The 17,999-nt window shown below is 64.4% G+C and carries 17 protein-coding genes and 1 tRNA gene; 10 read left to right on the plus strand and 8 right to left on the minus strand.

The genetic code is table 11. The features are described 5' to 3' along the window. The first annotated feature begins 70 nt into the window (after positions 1 to 70). On the plus strand, positions 71 to 1,021 hold the full coding sequence (locus ASD73_RS13790; protein WP_235534404.1) for a tetratricopeptide repeat protein: 951 nt from the start codon (positions 71 to 73) through the stop codon (positions 1,019 to 1,021). 207 nt (positions 1,022 to 1,228) lie between these two features. Here the strand turns inward: ASD73_RS13790 and putA are convergent, their stop codons facing one another. Then, entirely contained in the window at positions 1,229 to 4,324 is a 3,096-nt protein-coding gene (gene putA / locus ASD73_RS13795) for a bifunctional proline dehydrogenase/L-glutamate gamma-semialdehyde dehydrogenase PutA (RefSeq protein WP_056372978.1), read from the minus strand. A 97-nt stretch (positions 4,325 to 4,421) separates the two neighbouring features. On the opposite strand from putA, the gene ASD73_RS13800 reads away from it, so the two are divergent. Beyond that, on the plus strand, positions 4,422 to 4,892 hold the full coding sequence (locus tag ASD73_RS13800; RefSeq protein ID WP_056372979.1) for an Lrp/AsnC family transcriptional regulator: 471 nt from the start codon (positions 4,422 to 4,424) through the stop codon (positions 4,890 to 4,892). A gap of 13 nt (positions 4,893 to 4,905) precedes the next feature. Here ASD73_RS13800 and ASD73_RS13805 read toward each other — a convergent pair whose 3' ends face one another. Next, positions 4,906 to 6,504, minus strand: coding sequence for an EAL domain-containing protein (locus ASD73_RS13805; protein WP_327196924.1), 1,599 nt, complete (start codon positions 6,502 to 6,504; stop codon positions 4,906 to 4,908). Positions 6,505 to 6,731: 227 nt separating this feature from the next. On the opposite strand from ASD73_RS13805, the gene ASD73_RS13810 reads away from it, so the two are divergent. Continuing rightward, positions 6,732 to 6,805, plus strand: a tRNA-Gly gene (locus ASD73_RS13810). A gap of 103 nt (positions 6,806 to 6,908) precedes the next feature. Here the strand turns inward: ASD73_RS13810 and ASD73_RS13815 are convergent. Further along, positions 6,909 to 7,691 (minus strand): transglutaminase-like domain-containing protein, encoded by a 783-nt coding sequence (locus tag ASD73_RS13815; protein ID WP_056372980.1) that lies wholly within the window; start codon positions 7,689 to 7,691, stop codon positions 6,909 to 6,911. A 60-nt stretch (positions 7,692 to 7,751) separates the two neighbouring features. On the opposite strand from ASD73_RS13815, the gene ASD73_RS13820 reads away from it, so the two are divergent. Next, on the plus strand, positions 7,752 to 9,005 hold the full coding sequence (locus ASD73_RS13820) for an MFS transporter (protein ID WP_156377384.1): 1,254 nt from the start codon (positions 7,752 to 7,754) through the stop codon (positions 9,003 to 9,005). Here the strand turns inward: ASD73_RS13820 and ASD73_RS13825 are convergent. Beyond that, positions 8,978 to 9,739, minus strand: coding sequence for a competence/damage-inducible protein A (locus ASD73_RS13825; protein ID WP_056372981.1), 762 nt, complete (start codon positions 9,737 to 9,739; stop codon positions 8,978 to 8,980). The genes ASD73_RS13820 and ASD73_RS13825 overlap by 28 nt on opposite strands. A gap of 102 nt (positions 9,740 to 9,841) precedes the next feature. Between ASD73_RS13825 and ASD73_RS13830 the strand changes: the two genes are divergently transcribed. Together ASD73_RS13830 and ASD73_RS13835 are read left to right on the plus strand one after the other, a co-directional pair. After that, positions 9,842 to 10,471, plus strand: a complete 630-nt coding sequence (locus ASD73_RS13830) for a glutathione S-transferase family protein (RefSeq protein WP_056372982.1) — start codon at positions 9,842 to 9,844, stop codon at positions 10,469 to 10,471. Then, the gene (locus ASD73_RS13835; protein WP_056372983.1) at positions 10,468 to 11,034 is read left to right on the plus strand and encodes a GNAT family N-acetyltransferase; all 567 of its coding nucleotides are present in this window, start codon (positions 10,468 to 10,470) and stop codon (positions 11,032 to 11,034) included. The genes ASD73_RS13830 and ASD73_RS13835 overlap by 4 nt, the downstream gene beginning before the upstream one ends. 56 nt (positions 11,035 to 11,090) lie before the next feature. On the opposite strand, the gene ASD73_RS13840 is transcribed toward ASD73_RS13835, so the two are convergent. Continuing rightward, positions 11,091 to 11,819, minus strand: coding sequence for a Bax inhibitor-1/YccA family protein (locus ASD73_RS13840; RefSeq protein ID WP_056372984.1), 729 nt, complete (start codon positions 11,817 to 11,819; stop codon positions 11,091 to 11,093). Between the two features lie 157 nt (positions 11,820 to 11,976). Here ASD73_RS13840 and thpR point away from each other — a divergent pair, with 157 nt between their 5' ends. Continuing rightward, positions 11,977 to 12,594 (plus strand): RNA 2',3'-cyclic phosphodiesterase, encoded by a 618-nt coding sequence (thpR, locus tag ASD73_RS13845; RefSeq protein ID WP_056373659.1) that lies wholly within the window; start codon positions 11,977 to 11,979, stop codon positions 12,592 to 12,594. On the opposite strand, the gene ASD73_RS13850 is transcribed toward thpR, so the two are convergent. Then, positions 12,501 to 12,992 (minus strand): arsenate reductase/protein-tyrosine-phosphatase family protein, encoded by a 492-nt coding sequence (locus ASD73_RS13850; RefSeq protein ID WP_056373661.1) that lies wholly within the window; start codon positions 12,990 to 12,992, stop codon positions 12,501 to 12,503. The two genes, thpR and ASD73_RS13850, sit on opposite strands and share 94 nt — an antisense overlap. 107 nt (positions 12,993 to 13,099) lie before the next feature. On the opposite strand from ASD73_RS13850, the gene ASD73_RS13855 reads away from it, so the two are divergent. Continuing rightward, the gene (locus tag ASD73_RS13855) at positions 13,100 to 14,698 is read left to right on the plus strand and encodes a spinster family MFS transporter (protein WP_156377385.1); all 1,599 of its coding nucleotides are present in this window, start codon (positions 13,100 to 13,102) and stop codon (positions 14,696 to 14,698) included. A 94-nt stretch (positions 14,699 to 14,792) separates the two neighbouring features. Here ASD73_RS13855 and ASD73_RS13860 read toward each other — a convergent pair whose 3' ends face one another. Beyond that, positions 14,793 to 15,365 (minus strand): superoxide dismutase family protein, encoded by a 573-nt coding sequence (locus ASD73_RS13860; protein ID WP_235534406.1) that lies wholly within the window; start codon positions 15,363 to 15,365, stop codon positions 14,793 to 14,795. Between the two features lie 225 nt (positions 15,366 to 15,590). On the opposite strand from ASD73_RS13860, the gene ASD73_RS22315 reads away from it, so the two are divergent. Next, positions 15,591 to 16,871 (plus strand): SDR family oxidoreductase, encoded by a 1,281-nt coding sequence (locus tag ASD73_RS22315; RefSeq protein ID WP_082521539.1) that lies wholly within the window; start codon positions 15,591 to 15,593, stop codon positions 16,869 to 16,871. Then, positions 16,871 to 17,344 carry a DUF2269 family protein gene (locus tag ASD73_RS13870; RefSeq protein WP_200934942.1) on the plus strand — a complete coding sequence of 158 codons (474 nt, stop codon included), beginning with the start codon at positions 16,871 to 16,873 and terminating at the stop codon, positions 17,342 to 17,344. Before ASD73_RS22315 ends, ASD73_RS13870 begins: the two co-directional genes overlap by 1 nt. 194 nt (positions 17,345 to 17,538) lie before the next feature. Here ASD73_RS13870 and ASD73_RS13875 read toward each other — a convergent pair whose 3' ends face one another. Further along, the gene (locus tag ASD73_RS13875) at positions 17,539 to 17,964 is read right to left on the minus strand and encodes an ExbD/TolR family protein (RefSeq protein ID WP_037517269.1); all 426 of its coding nucleotides are present in this window, start codon (positions 17,962 to 17,964) and stop codon (positions 17,539 to 17,541) included. Positions 17,965 to 17,999: the final 35 nt, after the last annotated feature.

Below are 17,999 nucleotides of genomic sequence, written 5' to 3' on the forward strand. Positions count from 1 at the left end.
CGCCAAGCAAAGGCAATATGACTGCGCGCACAGGCGGCATTTTTTCGCGGCGCGTCCAAGAGGGGCAAAAATGAGCGAGAGCAACAAGATGGCGACGGGCACTACGGGGGGCATGACGGGCACCAACCGGGCGATATTGATCGCCGCCTTCCTGTTGCTGGCAGCCGCGATCGGTTATGCGATCTGGCGCGATTCCGGTCCCCCGGCGCCCGATCCCGCAACGCAAACCATGGGCGCGCAGTCCAATCAGCTCGCCGAGCTGGAGGCGCGCACAAAGCGCGAACCGAGCAGCGCGGACGCCTGGACCGCGCTCGGCGCCGCGAAATTCGACCTCAGCGATTTTGCCGGTGCCGCCACCGCTTATGAAAAGGCGGTCGCGCTTTCGCCCGATTCGGCGGGCCTTTGGTCTGCGCTCGGCGAGGCGCGGGTGATGGGAAGCGACAGCGATCCGATGCCCGCCGCCGGACTCGACGCGTTCAACCGGGCGATCGCGCTCGACGCCAAGGATCCGCGTGCGCGTTATTTCCTCGCGGTGAAAAAGGATATTGGCGGCGATCACAAGGGCGCGATCGAGGACTGGTTCGCGCTGCTCGCCGACACACCGCAGGGCGCGCCATGGGAGGCGGACCTCCGCCGCACGATCGAACAGGTTGGGCAGATCCACAAGATCGACGTTGCCGCGCGGCTCGCAAGCACGCAGCCGCGGCCGCTGACCGCCAACGAAATGCCGGTTGCGGCGCGCGCGATTCCGGGGCCGAGCCGCGCCGACATGGAAGCGGCATCGCAGCTCCCTAAGGGCCAGCAGGACCAGATGATCGAGGGCATGGTGAGCGGGCTCGAAGCGAAGCTCAAAGCCGATCCCGCCGACGTCGACCGCTGGATCATGTTGATGCGCAGCCGGATGACGCTGGGCGAAACGGCAAAGGCCGCACAGGCGCTGAAAGACGGGATTGCGGCGAACCCGGCTGCGGCGGGACGATTGAAGGCGCAGGCGCAGCTGCTGGGGGTGCCGGGTGCGTAAAAATCCCCGTTGGCGCGCGGCCCGGAACGCGGTACGCCGTCATCGCTGCGGGGGGCAACCATAACATAGGGTCGCCGCGGCACTATGCCGCGAGACGCTTTCGGACGTATTTGCCCGGGACAGTTGTCCACTCTGTATCGGGCCTCGTGGTTCCAGCCAGCCGATGCGCTGGCTGCCGAAGCCACCGCGCATCAGCCAGCGCAGAATTTAACCCGCCATCAACGCCGCATTCCCGCCCGCCGCGGTGATGTCGGTCGAGATCGACTTCTCTTCGGCGAAGCGGTGCAGATAATGCGGGCCGCCGGCCTTGGGGCCGGTGCCCGACAGACCGCGCCCACCGAACGGCTGCGAACCGACGATCGCGCCGATCTGGTTGCGGTTCACATAGACGTTGCCGACCTGCGCGCGCGCCGCGATATGCGCAGCGACCCCGTCGATGCGCGTGTGGACGCCGAGCGTCAGGCCGTAACCTGAGGCGTTGATCGCATCGATGAGCGCGTCGAGCTCGCCGCCCTTCCACGTCGCGACATGGAGCACGGGGCCGAAAATCTCACGCTTCAGGTCGGTGACATGGTCGAGCCGGATCGCCACCGGCGGCACGAAATGGCCGTCGGCGGGCAGGTTCGTGCGCCCCGCTTCGGCGATCACACGCCCCGCGGCGCGCGCTTCGGCGACATAGGCGACAATATTCGCCTGCGCTTCATCATCGATGATCGGGCCCACATCAGTGGAAAGGATCGACGGATCGCCGACATTGAGTTCGGCCATCGCGCCCGCGACCATTTCAATCATCGTGTCGGCGACATCTTCCTGCACGCAGAGCAGGCGGAGCGCCGAACAGCGCTGCCCCGCCGACTGGAAGGCCGACGCGACGGCGTCGCGTGCGACCTGTTCGGGGAGTGCGGTCGAATCGACGATCATCGCATTGGCGCCGCCGGTTTCGGCAATCAGCGTCGCGATCGGGCCGTCGCGTCCGGCGAGGCTGCGGTTGATCATACGCGCGACCTCGGTCGAGCCGGTGAAGGCGACGCCGATGATGTCGTCGTTGCTGGTGAGCGCCGCGCCAACGGTCTCGCCGCGGCCCGGGAGAAACGCAAGCACATCGCCCGGGATGCCAGCTTCGAGCAGCATTTCGACCGCGGCGTGCGCGATCAGCGGGGTCTGCTCAGCGGGCTTTGCGAGCACGGCGTTGCCCGCGGCGAGCGCCGCCGACACCTGGCCGAGGAAAATCGCGAGCGGGAAGTTCCACGGGCTGATGCACACGAACACGCCCTTGCCTTCGAGCATCAGCTCGTTGCGCTCGCCCGTCGGACCGGGCAACGCCACCGGGTAGGTGAAGTCGGAACGCGCCTGTGCCGCATAATATCGCAGGAAATCGACCGCTTCGCGCACCTCGGCGATCGCATCGACGAGCGTCTTGCCCGCCTCGTCGATCGCGAGGCCGAGGAAAAGCGCATCATGCTCTTCGAGCAGGTCGGCGGCGCGTTCGAGCCGCTCGGCGCGGAAGGCCCCGCCCGCGAGACTCCAGTCGCCGTGCGCCTTCTGCCCCGCGGCGACGGCATCGGCGACCATCGCCGCGTCGGCCTCGATCACCTGCCCGACGACCACGCCCGTCGCGGGATTGCGCACCGGATCCGTCTTGCCCTTACGCGCAACGCCGCCGACGATCGGCGCCGCAACAAGGTCGCTCCGCCGCGCCGCGCCGATCGCCGAAACCAGCGCCTCGGGCACGCCGGGATCGCCGAGATCATAGCCGCGCGAATTGCGGCGCACGGGATCGAAGAGACCAAGGCCGGTCGCGATGGCGGGCGACGCCTCGCTCGCGACGCTGCGCGGATCGACCGCAAGCTGCTCGGCGGTGACACCGGGGTCCGAAAACTGATGCACGAAGCTGGAGTTCGCGCCATTTTCGAGCAGGCGGCGGACAAGATAGGCGAGCAGGTCGCGATGCGTGCCGACCGGCGCATAGACGCGCACCGGTCGCGGCGGCGGGAACAGCGCGACGAGCGCGTCATGCGCGCCCTCGCCCATGCCGTGGAGCCGTTGCAACTCGTAGTCGGCGCCCGCGAACAGTTCCGAGACAAAAGCGAGCGTCATCGCATTGTGGCTTGCGAACGCCGGATAGATGCAATCCTGACAGTCGCGCAGCAACTGCGTGCAGCGCATATAATTGAGGTCGGTATGGAGTTTCGCGGTGAAGACGGGGAAGTCGCCGAGCCCCAGCGTCTGCGCGCGCTTGATCTCGGTGTCCCAATAGGCGCCCTTGACGAGGCGCATCGACAGCTTGACCCCGCGGGTCCGCGCGCGGTTCGCGAGCCAGTCGATCACCGCCGGCGCGCGCTTCTGATAGGCCTGAATCACGATGCCGAGCCCGGTCCAGTTATCCGCGATCCCGGCGTCGATCAGCGCGGCGAACACGTCCATATGCGGTTCCAGCCGGTCGCTTTCCTCGGCGTCGATCATCAGCGGGATGTTCACCGCGCGCGCTGCCTTCGCGAGTTCGACCACCTTCGGCACCAGTTCGCCGATCACACGCGCGTGCTGCAGATATTCGTAGCGCGGATGGAGCGCCGACAGCTTGATCGAAATGCCATGATTGGCGTGCGGGTCGCCCGGCTTCGCCGCCTTGCCGATGCGCGCGATGGCATTGGCGTAGCTCTCATAATAGCGCTGCGCATCCTCGGCGGTGCGTGCGGCTTCGCCGAGCATGTCGAAGCTCGCCAGCTCGGACTTTTCCTTGTCGGCGCGTTTGACCGCGGCGTCGATCGTCTCGCCCATCACGAACTGCTGGCCGAGCATCTTCATCGCCGCGAGCGCCGCCTGGCGAATCACCGGCTCGCCCGAGCGGCGCACCATCGATTTGATCAGGGTCAGCGGGTTCGCCTTGCTGCCCATCGCGTCGAGCATCAGCGTCGCCGAGCCGAGCGAGAGGCCGCGCGACGACAGCGCAACGATCAGCGGGCTGTCCTCATCCTCGCCGTCCTTCCAGTGGCGCCCCGCGATCTTGTCGCGGATCAGCGCATTGGCGGTCGCATTGTCGGGGACGCGGAGCAGCGCCTCGGCGAGGCACATCAGCACGACGCCTTCCTCGGTCGACAGGCGATAGCGGTTCATGAGTTGCGCGACGAGCGTCTCGCGTTCGCCCTCGGCCTTCGCTTTGCGGATCAGTTCGAGCCCGCGGCGGGTGACCGCCTCGACACTCGCCGACGAGGTTGCAAGATCGTTGCGCAGCTCGGCGACGATGTCGGATTCGCTGCGGCGGGCGAGGGCGCGGATAGGCGTGCGGTCGGGGCTTTGGGTCATGGCGCCCGATATCACATCGGCAGAAGTCGATCCGACTTGTTTGGGCCATTTTCATATATGAATTGACCAAGTTTCCCTGAATCATTAGCCAATATCTATGAAGAATGGCCAATCCACAGTCGAATTGGACGAGTTCGATCGCAAGATCCTTGCGATTCTGGGCCGCGACGGAAGGATCACTTTTACCGAACTGGCATTGCAGGTCGGCCTGTCGAAGACGCCGTGCCAGCAGCGCGTCAAACGTCTTGTCGACAGCGGGCTGATCACCGGCTTTCGCGCGATCGTCGATCCCGCCAAGGTCGGGCTGGACCATGTCGCCTTTGCCGAGGTCAAGCTGTCGGACACGCGCGAGGAGGCGCTCAAACAATTCAATGCCGCCGTGCGGCAGATTCCCGAAGTCGAGGAATGCCACATGATCGCGAGCAATTTCGATTATCTCCTGAAGGTCCGCACGCCCGACATCCGTCGCTATCGCATCGTGCTCGGCGAAAAGATCTCGAGCCTGCCGCACGTCGCGAGCACCTCGACCTTCGTCGCGATGGAGACCATCTGCGAATCGGCGCGCTGACTTCGGCGGCCGCCTAACGAGCCTCGAAAAAGGCCGGCGTACGGCCCGCGTTCGTTTCTTCATAAAAAGCGGCGAATCGGTCCGCTGGCAGCGCTTCCGAATATCGCCAGCCCTGGGCAAATTCCACGCCCGCGTCGCGCAGATACATTTCCTGCGCCTCCGTTTCGACGCCCTCCGCGACGATGTGGAAGTTCAGGCCGTGCGCCATTTCGATGATGTGCGGGACGATGACGCTGGTCGCCGCATCCTTGCCGATAGCATCGACGAAGGATTTGTCGATCTTGAGCGCATCGAGAGGCAAGGTCTCGAGAAGCGAGAGGCTGGAATAGCCGGTGCCGAAATCGTCGATCGCCACCAGGTGGCCCGCAGCGCGCGCCTGTTCGATCGTCGCGCGCGCGGCTGCGGCGTTCATGAAACCACGCTCGGTCGCCTCGAGCCATATTTGCGAAGGCTCGATGCCCGCCCCGGAAAGCGCGGCCGCCAGCACGGCAAGGAAACGGCCGCTCTGCATATCGGCGGCCGAAATGTTGATCGCGACGTGGATGGACCGTTCCTTGCGCAGCATTTCGGCAAGGTCGACGACGACGGTTTCGATGACGAGATCGGTCAGCGGCTCGACCAGCCCGGTCTGCTCGGCGAGCGGAAAAAACAGGTCGGGCGCGACCCATTCGCCATCGGGGCGGTGCCACCGCGCCAGCGCTTCGGCGCCGATGCACAGTCCTGTCGAAAGCTCGATGATGGGTTGATAGAAGGCGACGAATTCGCGGCGCCTGATGGCGATTTCGAGTTCCTTGCGCGGCGACAGCCGTTGCCGCGACAGCCACAGCACGAGGCCGACGAGCGCGGCGGAGATCGCGACGCCGATCGGCACGAGATACCATAGATCGCGGTCGATCCGCGCCTCCACCAACGCACGGTCGGTTATCGCAAACGCCCGGAGCCCCTTGCGCTCGGCCGACGCGAACATTTGGTTCCTCCAGCGCCCCGAGCCCCCATGGCGCGCGATGCGCGCGACGAGGTCCGCGTGCGCCGGTCCCGAGGTCGACAGGATCTTGCCGTCCAAGGTCGCGACGCCGAGCGTCATCTTGGTATCGGTCAAGACGTCGACCAGCCGCTCGGGCTTTATGAGGATATTGTGGTCGCCGCGGCTGAGCGCGTGAACCGTGCCGCCGCTGGTGACAATCGGCCTGACGTTCAGGTGGATGCCGATCCCGCCCGGCAGCTGCGTGTCGGGCGATTCGATCGCAACGGGGCGACCGACCTTGCCCCAGCTTGTGCAGGCCAGCTTTCCGTCCATAAAATAGCCGACTTCGTCGACTGGCTGCGCATCGATCGTGAGTTGCCGCATTCGCGCTATGTGCGCAGCATCGCAACCATGTCGGTTTTCGCGCTCCAGTCGCCCAAAAACGCCCTCGACCATTCGGATATTGCCGGTTGCGCGTTCGAGCGTCCAATCCGCATATTCGATAAGGTGCCGGTTTTCATCCTCGACGGCTTTGTGCCGCGCATAGACGGCGATCGCGATCAGGGGCAGGATCGCGGCGAGAATCGCCAGGCAGGATGCAATGATGATGATCGTCCTGCGCCGCATACTCGCCCCATCGAACATCATCCGCCGATGACGCTTCCCGCGTAACCAATCGAACGAAAATGCATGGAAAAAGAATAAATCTCAAGCACAGCAAGTTCCGGCCGTCAGGTGCAGCATCGCAAGTCGCGCCACCACCGTTCTTCCGTAAGCTTGACCCATGACTTCAAACGCGGCAAAGGCGGCGCTGTCAGCCAATGCCGCGAAAACCGTTTGTAAAAATGGTTGCCGACAGCATGATCGGTTGGAATGCGGGTGTAGCTCAATGGTAGAGCTTTTGCTTCCCAAGCAAGTGACGAGGGTTCGATTCCCTTCACCCGCTCCAGGCTTTCGCAGCGATTGGGCGGAGCTAAATCGCGATCTGCGAAAGCCCGGCCGATCTCGCGCAGCAGCGAGGATCGACGGCGTGGCTTTGCCACGACGAAACGCTAACCCTCGAGCCGCTCCACCTTCACCGACTGGCTGACGAACGCAATATCGCGATACGCCGTCAGGAAGGAAATATCGGCGGCGTCGCGCCCGACGCAGATGCGCGCCATTTCTGAGGCGCGCGCCATGCCCGTCGCGTCAACGAGGTGCCAGTCGCCATCGAGGAAGACTTCGGCGACGGCGTGGAAATCCTGCGGTGCGACGCGGAGCGCATATGCGCTCGCCATCCGCGCCGGGATATGCGCGGCGCGCGCGAGCGCGATCATCACATGCGCATAGTCGCGGCACACACCGCGACGTTCGACGAAGCTGTCGAGCGCGCCCGTCTCGGCATCGCTCGAACCCGAAACATAGGTGAAACGGCTTTCGATCCAGTCGCGCATCCGGCCGATCTTCGCTCCGCCCTCATGGTCGCCGAAGCGGCGCTCGACGAAGGCGTGAAACTTGTTCGACGGGCAATAGCGCGATTCGTTGAGATAGGGGATCGCCCCGGCCGGCAATCGGTGGAGCGGCACCGCGGCGAGCGAGCGGAAGTCGGTGTCGGGGCGGTCGATCTCGACCCGCGCGCGATATTCGGCGCGGAGGCTCCCTTCGGCACGCAGCCAGATCGGCTCGCAAATGCCGTCGGCGGCCGGAACGCGCGCGACAAATTCGGGGGTGCCGACGTCGAGCGACGCGCCGAGGACGCGCTGGCCGTGCCCGTTCGCGGCCTCGATCTGCAGCATCAGGTCGACGGGCTCGGACAGCCGATAATTTAGGGAGGCGGAAATTTCGAGTTTCATCTATCGGCAACGCATGAGGGAGGGTTCGGTGGCGCTAGGGACAGCAGAAAGAAAGAGCAAGTGACGCCGGCGCGGACCATCCCGTTCATCGTCGCGACGATCTTCATGGACGCGGTCGGTTTCGGCATCATCATGCCGGTGCTGCCGCAGCTCGTGATGGAGGTCGGCGAGGTCGATCTGCCTCACGCGATCGAGGTCGGCGCGTGGATCGGCCTCGTCATGGCGATCGCGACCTTCCTCGCCTCACCGGTGCTCGGCAATCTGTCCGATCATTTCGGGCGTCGGCGCGTGCTGCTGCTCGCGCTTGGCGGGCTTGCCATCGACTATGCGCTGCTGACGATCGTCGAGACCTTGCCATGGCTGTTCATCGCGCGCGCGCTGTCGGGCATTTTCGGCGGCAGCTATGCCGCGGCGCAGGCGGCGATCGCCGACATCACCAAGCCCGAGGAACGCGCGCGTAATTTCGGCTTCGTCGGCGCGGCGTTCGGCGTCGGCTTCGTCGCGGGTCCCGCCATCGGCGGCTTCCTCGGCGAGATCAGCCCGCGCGCACCGTTCGTGGCGGCCGCGATCCTTGCCGCCGCCAACATGTTCTATGGCTATTTCATCTTCCCCGAAACATTGCCGCCCGAACGCCGCCGCACCTTCGACTGGCGCCGCGCCAATCCGCTTGGTGCGTGGAAGACAATGCGCGCGCTGCCCGGCATGGACGGCGTCGCTGGGGTGCTCGTGCTGTGGCAGATCGCTAGTCTCGTCTATCCGATGACGTGGAGTTTCTATTGCATCGCGCAGCTCGGCTGGACGCCGGGCATGATCGGCGCGAGCCTTGCCGCGGTCGGGGTGATGATCGCGCTCGGGCAGGTCTTTGTCGTCGGCCCCGCAGTGGCGCGCTTCGGCGAGCGTGACGCGGCGACGCTCGGCATCCTCGTCGCGACCCTGGTCTATGTCGGCTACGCCTTAACCACCTCGACGGCCGGCGCCTTCCTGCTGTTGATCCCCGTTGCGTTGCAGGCGCCCGTGCAGCCCTCGCTGATGGCGATGATGTCGCGCCGCGCGACCGCCGAAACGCAAGGCGAGGTGCAGGGAATTTCGGCGATGGCGATGGGTCTTGGGCAGCTTTTTGCGCCGCTGCTGCTCACCGGAACGATGGCCTATTTCACCGCAGACGGCGCGCCGGTGCATTTCCCCGGCGCGGCCTTTGTCGTCGCGGCGATCTTTGGCCTGCTCGCGATCCTGATGCTCCGCCGCCTGCCACGCGCGACACGAACAAGCGACGATGATGCGGCCGATCAGATGCCGCCGTCGGTCACCGCATAGCCAAGGGCTTCGAAGCCGGCGGTCAACGCACCGACGCACGCCGCGACCTGTTCGCCGTCGGTCGAACGGATAACGAAATTGGCGCCGATCTTGCCCTCGCGAAAGAAGGGATAGCTGCCGATCGCAACGCCGGGATAATCCTTCTCGCCCTGACGCAGCAGGTCGGCGATCTCGCTTTCAGGCGCCCACGCGCCGATCGTGCGCGCGACGAGCGGCGCGCCGCCCTCAAGCTCGCCGGTCAGCGCGTCGAGCATCCCCGCGGTGATGTGCGGCACCCCCGCCATCACGAACAGATTGCCGATGCGGATCCCCGGCGCGCCCGACATGCGGTTTGGGATCAGGTCGGCACCGTCGGGTACGCGCGCCATACGCAGCCGTGCCTCGGTCAGCTCGCTGCCGCGCGCGGTGTAATAATTTTCAAGGATCGCGCGCGCAGTCGGATGGATGACGACGCCGACGCCGAGCGCCTTCGCCACCGCATCGACAGTGATGTCGTCGTGCGTCGGGCCGATACCGCCGGTGGTGAAGACATAGTCGTAGCGCGCGCGGATCGCGTTCAGCGCATCGACAATCTCCTGCTCGACATCGGGAACGATCCGCACTTCGCGCAGGCGGATGCCCTGCACCTCGAGCCAGGTCGCAATCTGCGCGACATTCTTGTCCTGCGTGCGGCCCGAGAGAATCTCGTCGCCGATCACCAGCACGGCGGCGGTCCAGATGCGTTCGTCGCTCATGCCCTTGCCTTAGCTGCGAATGGTGACAAAACAAGCCCGCTGGCAGTCGGATAATGTTCTTGATATGTTCGTATTCGAATCGAACCGCATGGGAGAAGCGCGATGGCCGAAGACCTTATTTTCTATACCAATCCGATGTCGCGCGGGCAGATCGCCCGCTGGATGCTCGAAGAGGTCGGCGCGCCCTATGAACCGCGCATCCTGGATTATGGCACGACGATGAAGAGCGCCGACTATCTCGCGATCAACCCGATGGGCAAGGTTCCGGCGGTGGTCCACAATGGCAAGGTCGTCACCGAATGCGCCGCGATCTGCGCGTATCTCGCCGACGCCTTCCCCGAAGCCGGCCTCGCGCCCGATGTGGCCGACCGGGCCGATTATTATCGCTGGCTGTTCTTCACTTCGGGCCCCGTCGAGCAAGCGATCACCGCCAAGCATTTCGGCGTCGAACCCGATGCCGACCAACAGCGCATGGCGGGCTTCGGCTCGCTGCCCGCCGCGCTTGACGCCCTCGAAAGTGCGGTCGCGGGTAAAACCTATGTCGCGGGCGACCGCTTCAGCGCCGCCGACGTCTATGTCGGCAGCCAGATCGACTGGGGGCTGCAGTTCGGCACCATCCCCTCGCGCCCGGCGTTCGAGGCCTATGTCGCACCGCTTCGCGAGCGCGCCGCGTACAAGCGCGCGAAGGAGATCGACAATGCGCTGATCGCCGAGATGCAGGCTGCGCAATGACGTTACCACTTCCGGACCTCGCGACCGAAACACTCCTGCTGCGACCGCTGGTGCTGGAAGATCATTCCGCCATTCAGGCCATTTTCCCGCAATGGCAGATCGTGCGCCATTTGAATCCATTCGTTCCATGGCCCTATCCCGACGACGGCGCACTGACCTTTGTCCGCGACGTCGCGCTTCCGGCGATGCGGGAGGGCAAGGCGTGGCACTGGTCGATCCGACCGCGGCAGGAGCCCGGCACCCTGATCGGGGTCATCAGCCTGATGCTCGATCCCGACGACAACCGCGGTTTCTGGCTCGATCCGGTCCATTGGGGCAAAGGCTTGATGCGCGAAGCGAGCGATGCCGTGACCGATTATTGGTTCGACGTGCTTGATCAGCCGGTCCTGCGCGTGCCCAAGGCGATCGACAATCGCGCATCGCGCGCCATCTCGACCGGCAGCGGCATGCGTGCCGTTTGGTGCGGCGAAAAGCGCTATGTCGAAGGCCCCTTACCCTCGGAATTATGGGAAATCACCGCCGATGAATGGCGGGCGAGGCGCATCCTCCGCCCTGACCAATAAAAAGAGCCCGGCGAATCGCTCCGCCGGGCTCCCTTGTTTCGTTCTGTCCGTCCCGCTTAGTCGCGGCTGCCCATCAGGTTGAGCAGGAAGGTGAACATGTTGACGAAGTCGAGGTAGAGCGTCAGCGCGCCCATTACCACCGACTTGCCGACAAAGTCGGTCCCGCGGACATAGAAATACATGCTCTTGATCTTCTGTGTGTCATAGGCGGTGAGGCCCGCGAACAGCAGCACGCCGATCACGCTGATCGCTAGGCTGAGCGCGCTCGACTGCAGGAACAGGTTGATCAGCATCGCAACGAGGATGCCGACCACGCCCATGATCAGGAAGGTGCCGAAACCCGACAGATCCTTTTTGGTCGTATAGCCGTAGAGGCTAAGACCAATGAACGCCGCGGCGGTCGCGAAGAAGGTGGTTGCGATCGACGTGCCCGTGAAGGCGATGAAGATCGTCGACATCGACAGCCCCATCACCGCGGCATAGACCCAGAACAATGCCTGCGCCGCCGGCGTCGACAGCTTGTTGATCCCGAAGCTCAGCACCAGCACGAAAGCCAGCGGCGCGAGAGCGACGACCCACATCAGCGGGCTGCCGATCAGCGAGGCGGTAAAGCCCGACTGAAACGCCAGCAACGCGACGATGCCGGTCAGCAGCACGCCCGAGCCCATATAATTGTAAACCGACAGCATGTACGACCGCAGGCCGGCATCGACGGCCTGGTCCATTGCGTTCGCGCCGGCACCAAAACCGGAAGCCGCCATATTGGGGTCGTTCCACTTCGCCATTGTCTTTACTCCATCACCGGCCAGCCCATACCGGCCGTAGGCAGCAATATCGGGACTTTCCCTTCTTGTTTCAAGCGAAACCGGACAAGAGCAATATTATTGCCTTCCCGGCGGTTAGGGGTCGCGATCCGGAATCCCGCCCTCTATGCTCGCCGCCATGTCCACGCACCGCCTGTTCGTCGCGCTGCGCCCGCCGCGCCCGGTCCGCGACATATTGCTCGCAGCGATGCACGGCATCGCGGGCGCGCGCTGGCAGAATGACGAGCAGCTCCACCTGACCCTGCGCTTCATCGGCGAGGTCGATCACCATATGGCCGAGGATATCGCCGCGGCGCTCGGCGCGCTTTATGCCCCGGCGGTGACCGCGCGGATCGCAGGCATCGGCCTGTTCGAACGGCAGGGCCGACCGCACATGATCTGGGCGGGGGTCGAGCCACACGAACCGCTCGCGGCGCTGCACCGCAAGGTCGACCAGCTCCTCGCGCGCGTCGGCGTCGCGCCCGAGACGCGCGCCTTTACCCCGCATGTGACGCTCGCGCGACTGAACCGTGGATCAGGTCCGGTCGCATCCTTCCTCGCGCTGAACAGCGACCTGGCCAGCCCGGCTTTCGAATTTGGCCATGTCACGCTGTATGAAAGCGAACTGGGGCATGGCGGTTCACGCTATCATCCGGTGGCGCGTTATCCGCTGGACGGCGAAAATTCGGCAACGAGCGCGGCGGCGACCGCATCGACATCGTCCCATGTCGCGGCAAAGCCGTCGTCTTCGCCATAATAGGGGTCGGTGACACCCTCCCCGCCGCGGCCGGGGAGCAGATCGAGCATCAGCCGGAGCTCAGCGGTCGCGTCGGGCGGCCGAATCGCGCGGGCGTCGCGCAAATTGCTCGCGTCGGCGGCGAGGATCAGGTTGAAATCGTAGAAGTCGGCGCGGCGGAGCTGGCGGCCGCGCAGCGCCGAAATGTCGATACCGCGGCGCCGCGCTTCGGCCTGCGCGCGGGCATCAGAGGCATGGCCGATATGCCAGTCGCCGGTTCCCGCCGAATCGAGCGTGGCGTCGATGCCGGCACGGGCGAAAGCGGCGCGGGCGGCGCCCTCGGCGAGTGGGGAGCGGCAGATGTTGCCGAGGCAGAGGAAAAGGATCGCGGGCCCGGCAACTGCTCTATCATCGCGCATATCGACCATGTTCTCCATAAAGTTGAACCGACTTTCAACTTGCGCCGTCGTCCGGCTCTGCTAGCCATGAGCCACAACAGATAACGGGTCAGGGAGAGGGTTGCCAGATGGCCGAGACCACCAGCGAGAATGTCATGTCGGGTGCGCCGGTTTCGGCCGAACCGAAGGCCACCGGATATAGCTGGTACGTCCTGTCGGTGCTCGTCGTCGTCTATATCCTCAATTTCATCGACCGGCAGATCATCAGCATCCTCGCGGTCGATATCAAGGCCGACCTCGGCCTGACCGACGGCGACATGGGGTTCCTCGGCGGCGCGGCCTTCGCCGTTTTCTATGCGCTGTTCGGCATCCCGCTCGGCCGCCTCGCTGACAACTGGAGCCGCGTGAAGTTGCTGTCGATCGGCCTGACCCTGTGGTCGGCGATGACGGCCGCATCGGGCTTCGCCTATAACCAGCTGACGCTGACCTTCGCGCGCATGGGCGTCGGCGTCGGCGAGGCGACCGCGAGCCCGACCGCCTATTCGCTGATCTCCGACTATTTCCCGAAGCGGCAAAAAGCGACCGCGCTCGCCATCTATTCGTCGGGGCTCTACCTCGGCGGCGGCGTGTCGCTGTTCATCGGCGCACTGATCGTCGAGGCATGGAACAGGAATTTCCCCGCCGGCGGGCCGATGGGGCTGGTCGGCTGGCAGGCGGCCTTCCTCGCGGTCGGCGTCCCCGGTCTGCTCCTCGCGCTCTGGGTCGCCAGCCTGCGCGAGCCGGTGCGCGGCGCGATGGACGGCGTCGCGAGCCCGAGTTCGCCGAGCCCCTTTCGCGAGTTCGGCAAAGACCTGTCGATGATCGTGCCGCCGCTCACGCTTTGGGGCGCCGCGAAGCGCGGCCCCGCCGCGCTGGCGATCAACATCGGCTTTGCCGCCGCGATTGCCGCCTTCGCCTGGTGGATGATCCGCCTGACGGGCAATTTCCCGCAATGGTCGGCGGTCGCACTCGGCTATTATGCGGTCTTTTCGTGGGCGAGCGCGCTGCGCGCGCACGACCCCGCGACCTTCCGGCTGATCTGGGGCACTCCGGCGTTCATCTGCACGACGCTCGGTTACGGTCTCGTCAGCCTCGCCGCCTATGCGCTCGCTTTCTGGTCGGCGCCCTATGCCGAAATCGTGCTGGGCCTGCCCAAGCAGGAACTCGCCTTCATCCTCGGCGCGAACGGTGCCCTCGCCGGTTTCGTCGGCGTGATCCTCGGCGGCCGCCTCGCCGACCATCTGCGGTCGAAAAATCCGGCGGGCCGCGTCCTGATGATCATCTTCGGCGTCGTCGCGCCGATCATCCCGATCTGGATCGGCTATACGACCGAGAATTCGACGCTCTTCTATGTCATGAACTTCCTCGCCGGCATGCTTGGCGCCGCCGCTCTCGGCGCCGCCGCGGCGACGACGCAGGATCTGGTGCTGCCGCGGATGCGCGGGACCGCGACGGCGGCCTTCTTCCTCGGCACGACGTTGGTGGGGCTGTCGTTCGGCCCCTATATGGTCGGGCAGATTTCGGACCTCGCGGGCACGATCGTCGACGGCAAGCCGGTCGGCGATTTGCGCACCGGCATCCTGTCGCTGATCGGCGTCGCGCCGATCGCGCTCGGCCTGCTGCTCTACGCCTATCGCGCGGTGCCCGAGGCCGAAGCGACGATCGCCGAACGCGCGGCGGGCGCCTGACCCTTCGGTCGAGACGCCCGCCTAAGTCTTTCAGTCGAGACTTGGGACCGCGCCGTCACCCCGCTGTGCCGGGAGGTACGGAGCGAAGACCGTTTTACTTCGTGCCGTCTTTGACGATAACGCCGCATGCGACGCGGCCGCCGCTGTTGCCGCTGGGATCGGTCTTGTAATCGTCGGGTCCGGCATGGATCACGAAAGCGGCGCCGTCGGCGTCGAGCAGCCCGCCATCGCCCTCGAAACGCGAGCCGACGAGGCGCAGCGTCGCGCGGCCGATCTGATCGGGCTCGATGACGAGGTTGGGCAGGTCGCCATGATGCGCGCCCATCGGATTGTCGCGGCCGTGCTGGACGCCGGTCGGGTTCCAGTGCGGACCCGCGCTGGCGAAATCGGGCGCATTGCACTGGCCAACGGCGTGGACATGCATGCCATAAGTCCCAGGCGCGAAGCCGCGCGCGACGAGCTCGATGCGCAGGCCGGTGGTATCGCGGTAGATATCGGCCCGCCCGCGGTCAGCGCCCTTATTGTCATAGAGCTGCGCATAGGCGTCGGCGGCGGGCAGCGTCGTGGTCGACTTCTTGCCCATCCCGGCGCAGCCGGCGAGCGCGAGCGCCCCGATCACGACGGCCCCTTGCGCCATGATATATTTCTGGTGCGAACCTATCGTCATCTTGCTGCTGCTCCCTATCGCAAAACTGTGAATCGGAACGTCGCGGTGGCGCATTTCGATCCCGGTTCGCCGACGATGCCCGCAATTGCCGCGAGTTCCAAGGGGATAAGTCCGCTCTGGGGTGGGGCGCGAATAGGCAGGTTTCGAACCAAGCTGCGGAAAATGGGACTTTTGTGCTGACTTGCCGCCGAACCAAAGCTAGCTCTCGCGGCGAGGGAGCAGCAAATGCGGATCATGTTGCTAGGTGCGGGTGGATTTATCGGCCGCTATGTCCTTTCGGAATTGTTGGCGGCAAAACATGAAGTCGTTGGTGTCGTTCGTTCGCCGGGCAATCTGCCGGCGGCTTTTCCTCAGGTTCACTTTTTGCCGCTCGATCTGGTCAGGGCCACGGATCAGGAAGCCTGGCGACCATATGTTGCCGGGATCGATTGTATCATCAACGCCGCGGGCATCTTGAAGGGCGCGGGGATGGAAGCAGTTCATGCGCGCATGCCCGAGGCCTTATATCGTGCGGCATTGCAAGCGGGCGTAACGCACGCCGTGCTGATCTCTGCTGTGAGTGCTCGCAAGGATGTCGCCACGGACTATTCGGTCACCAAACTGGCGGGAGAGGAGATCTTGCGCTCTTCCGGGCTTGGCTGGACAATTCTGCGCCCCTCGCTGGTTTATGGCGATGGCAGTTACGGGGGCACCTCGTTGCTGCGGGGCATGGCCGGGTTGCCTTTTTTCATTCCGCTTCCCGGGAAAGGTGAGTTTGCCTTCACCCCCATCCATGCGCAGGATTTGGCGCGAAGCGTGGGATTGATCTGCGGAAACAATGAATTTCACGGTCAGACGCTAGAGCCCATCGGTCCCGAAACTCTCGGTCTCAAGGACCTGTTAGCGCGATACCGAGCGTGGCTGGGCTTTGGTCGTGCGCGATTCTTGTCCGTCCCGATGCCGTTTATGCGTTTGCTTGGACGAGTGGGTGACATCGCTAGCGACGGCCCGGTTTCCACCAACAGCCTGATGCAGATGGTGGCCGGCAATGCGGGAAACAGCATCGCCTATGCTAGGTCGATCGGCTTTGCACCTCGCAGCTTGAATGACGCATTGCTGGCCCGTCCCGCACAGGTGCAGGATCGTTGGCAGGCAAAACTGTTTTTTATCGCCCCGGCGGTCAAGGCGATGCTGGTCTTCCTTTGGCTGGCCTCGGCATGGCTGGGCCTTTTTCATGGAAGCGAGGCAACGCGATCGGTGGTGGCGGGCCTCGGCTTGCCACAGATGTGGGCAGACCCATTGCGCATAAGCGGCAGTCTTCTGGATCTGGCTGTCGCACTGCTCGTCCTGTTCGACAAGAATGCGCGCTGGAGCAGCCTGGCGCAATTTTTTGTGGTGATCGGATACACGGTCGTGATCGGCACCGCCTTGCCGAGTGTCTGGCTCGATCCTCTCGGTCCGTTGCTGAAGAATTTTCCGATCTTGCTGTTGGTCGCCGTTCATGGCGTGATCGGAGACAAGCGCTGATGGACAGCTATTTGATCGCCAAGACCCTGCACATTATCAGTAGCACGGTGTTGTTCGGCTTTGGGGCGGGCACCGCCTGGTATTTCTGGAATGCCCATCTCACACGCGATCCAGCGACGATTGCCAGCGTGGGCCAGATGGTCGTCCGTGCAGACTGGATATTTACGGGCACGAGCGGTCTCGTACAGCCGGCAAGCGGCCTGTGGCTCGTTCATCTGGCGGGCTATTCGCCTACGGCCCCTTGGCTCATCGCTACATATTGCCTCTATGTGCTGGCCTTCGCCTGTTGGGTGCCGGTGGTCTGGTTACAAATCAAGGCGCAACGCCTTGCCAGGACAGCGCTGGAGAGAAACGAAAGGCTGGGGCCTGACTACGAGCGAACAATGCGCCTTTGGTTCGCACTCGGCTGGCCGGCCTTTCTCGGGCTGACGGGTGTGTTCTGGCTGATGGTCGCCAAGCCCTCATTGTGGTGAAGCGCTTGCGCGACTCTTCCGGTCAGGTCGAAGCCGCGAGTCTCGCTCAATGGCAGCATTGGGGCAAATGGCAGGAGCGCAAACGCCCGCGACCGGTCGGTTGCGGTCATCCGGCTCCCCATCGGAAAGGACCAAAAAAAGGGCCGCGAATTGCTTCGCGGCCCCATATTTTGCCTGACGGCCCTGATCGAAGATCAGAAGACGCGGGCGTATTGCTCGTTGCCGACGAAGCCCAGCTTGCCGACGCCGCTGCGCTTGATCACCGCCATGACATTGTCGACGACGATATAGCGCGCATAGGGGTCGGGCTGGACCTGCAGTTCGGGTTCGACCGGCAACGCCTTGGTCTGTTCCAGATAATTCGCCAGCTGAGCGAGATCGACCGGCGAACCGTTCCAGGTGATCGTTCCCGCGGGATCGATCATCACCTTGTTCTTTTCGGGGTCGACATTGCTCTGGCTGTCGGTCGGGACCGGCAGGTCGATCTTCACCGCGTGGGTCTGGACCGGGATGGTGATGATGAACATGATGAGGAGCACGAGCATGACGTCGATCAACGGCGTCGTGTTCATGTCCATCATCGGTTCGTTTTCGTCCCGATCTCCAACTGCCATGGACATGCGATTATTCCTTCGTTCCTAAACGGAGCGCGCCC

It is taken from the genome of Sphingopyxis sp. Root154, assembly GCF_001427105.1.
GTDB lineage: Bacteria > Pseudomonadota > Alphaproteobacteria > Sphingomonadales > Sphingomonadaceae > Sphingopyxis.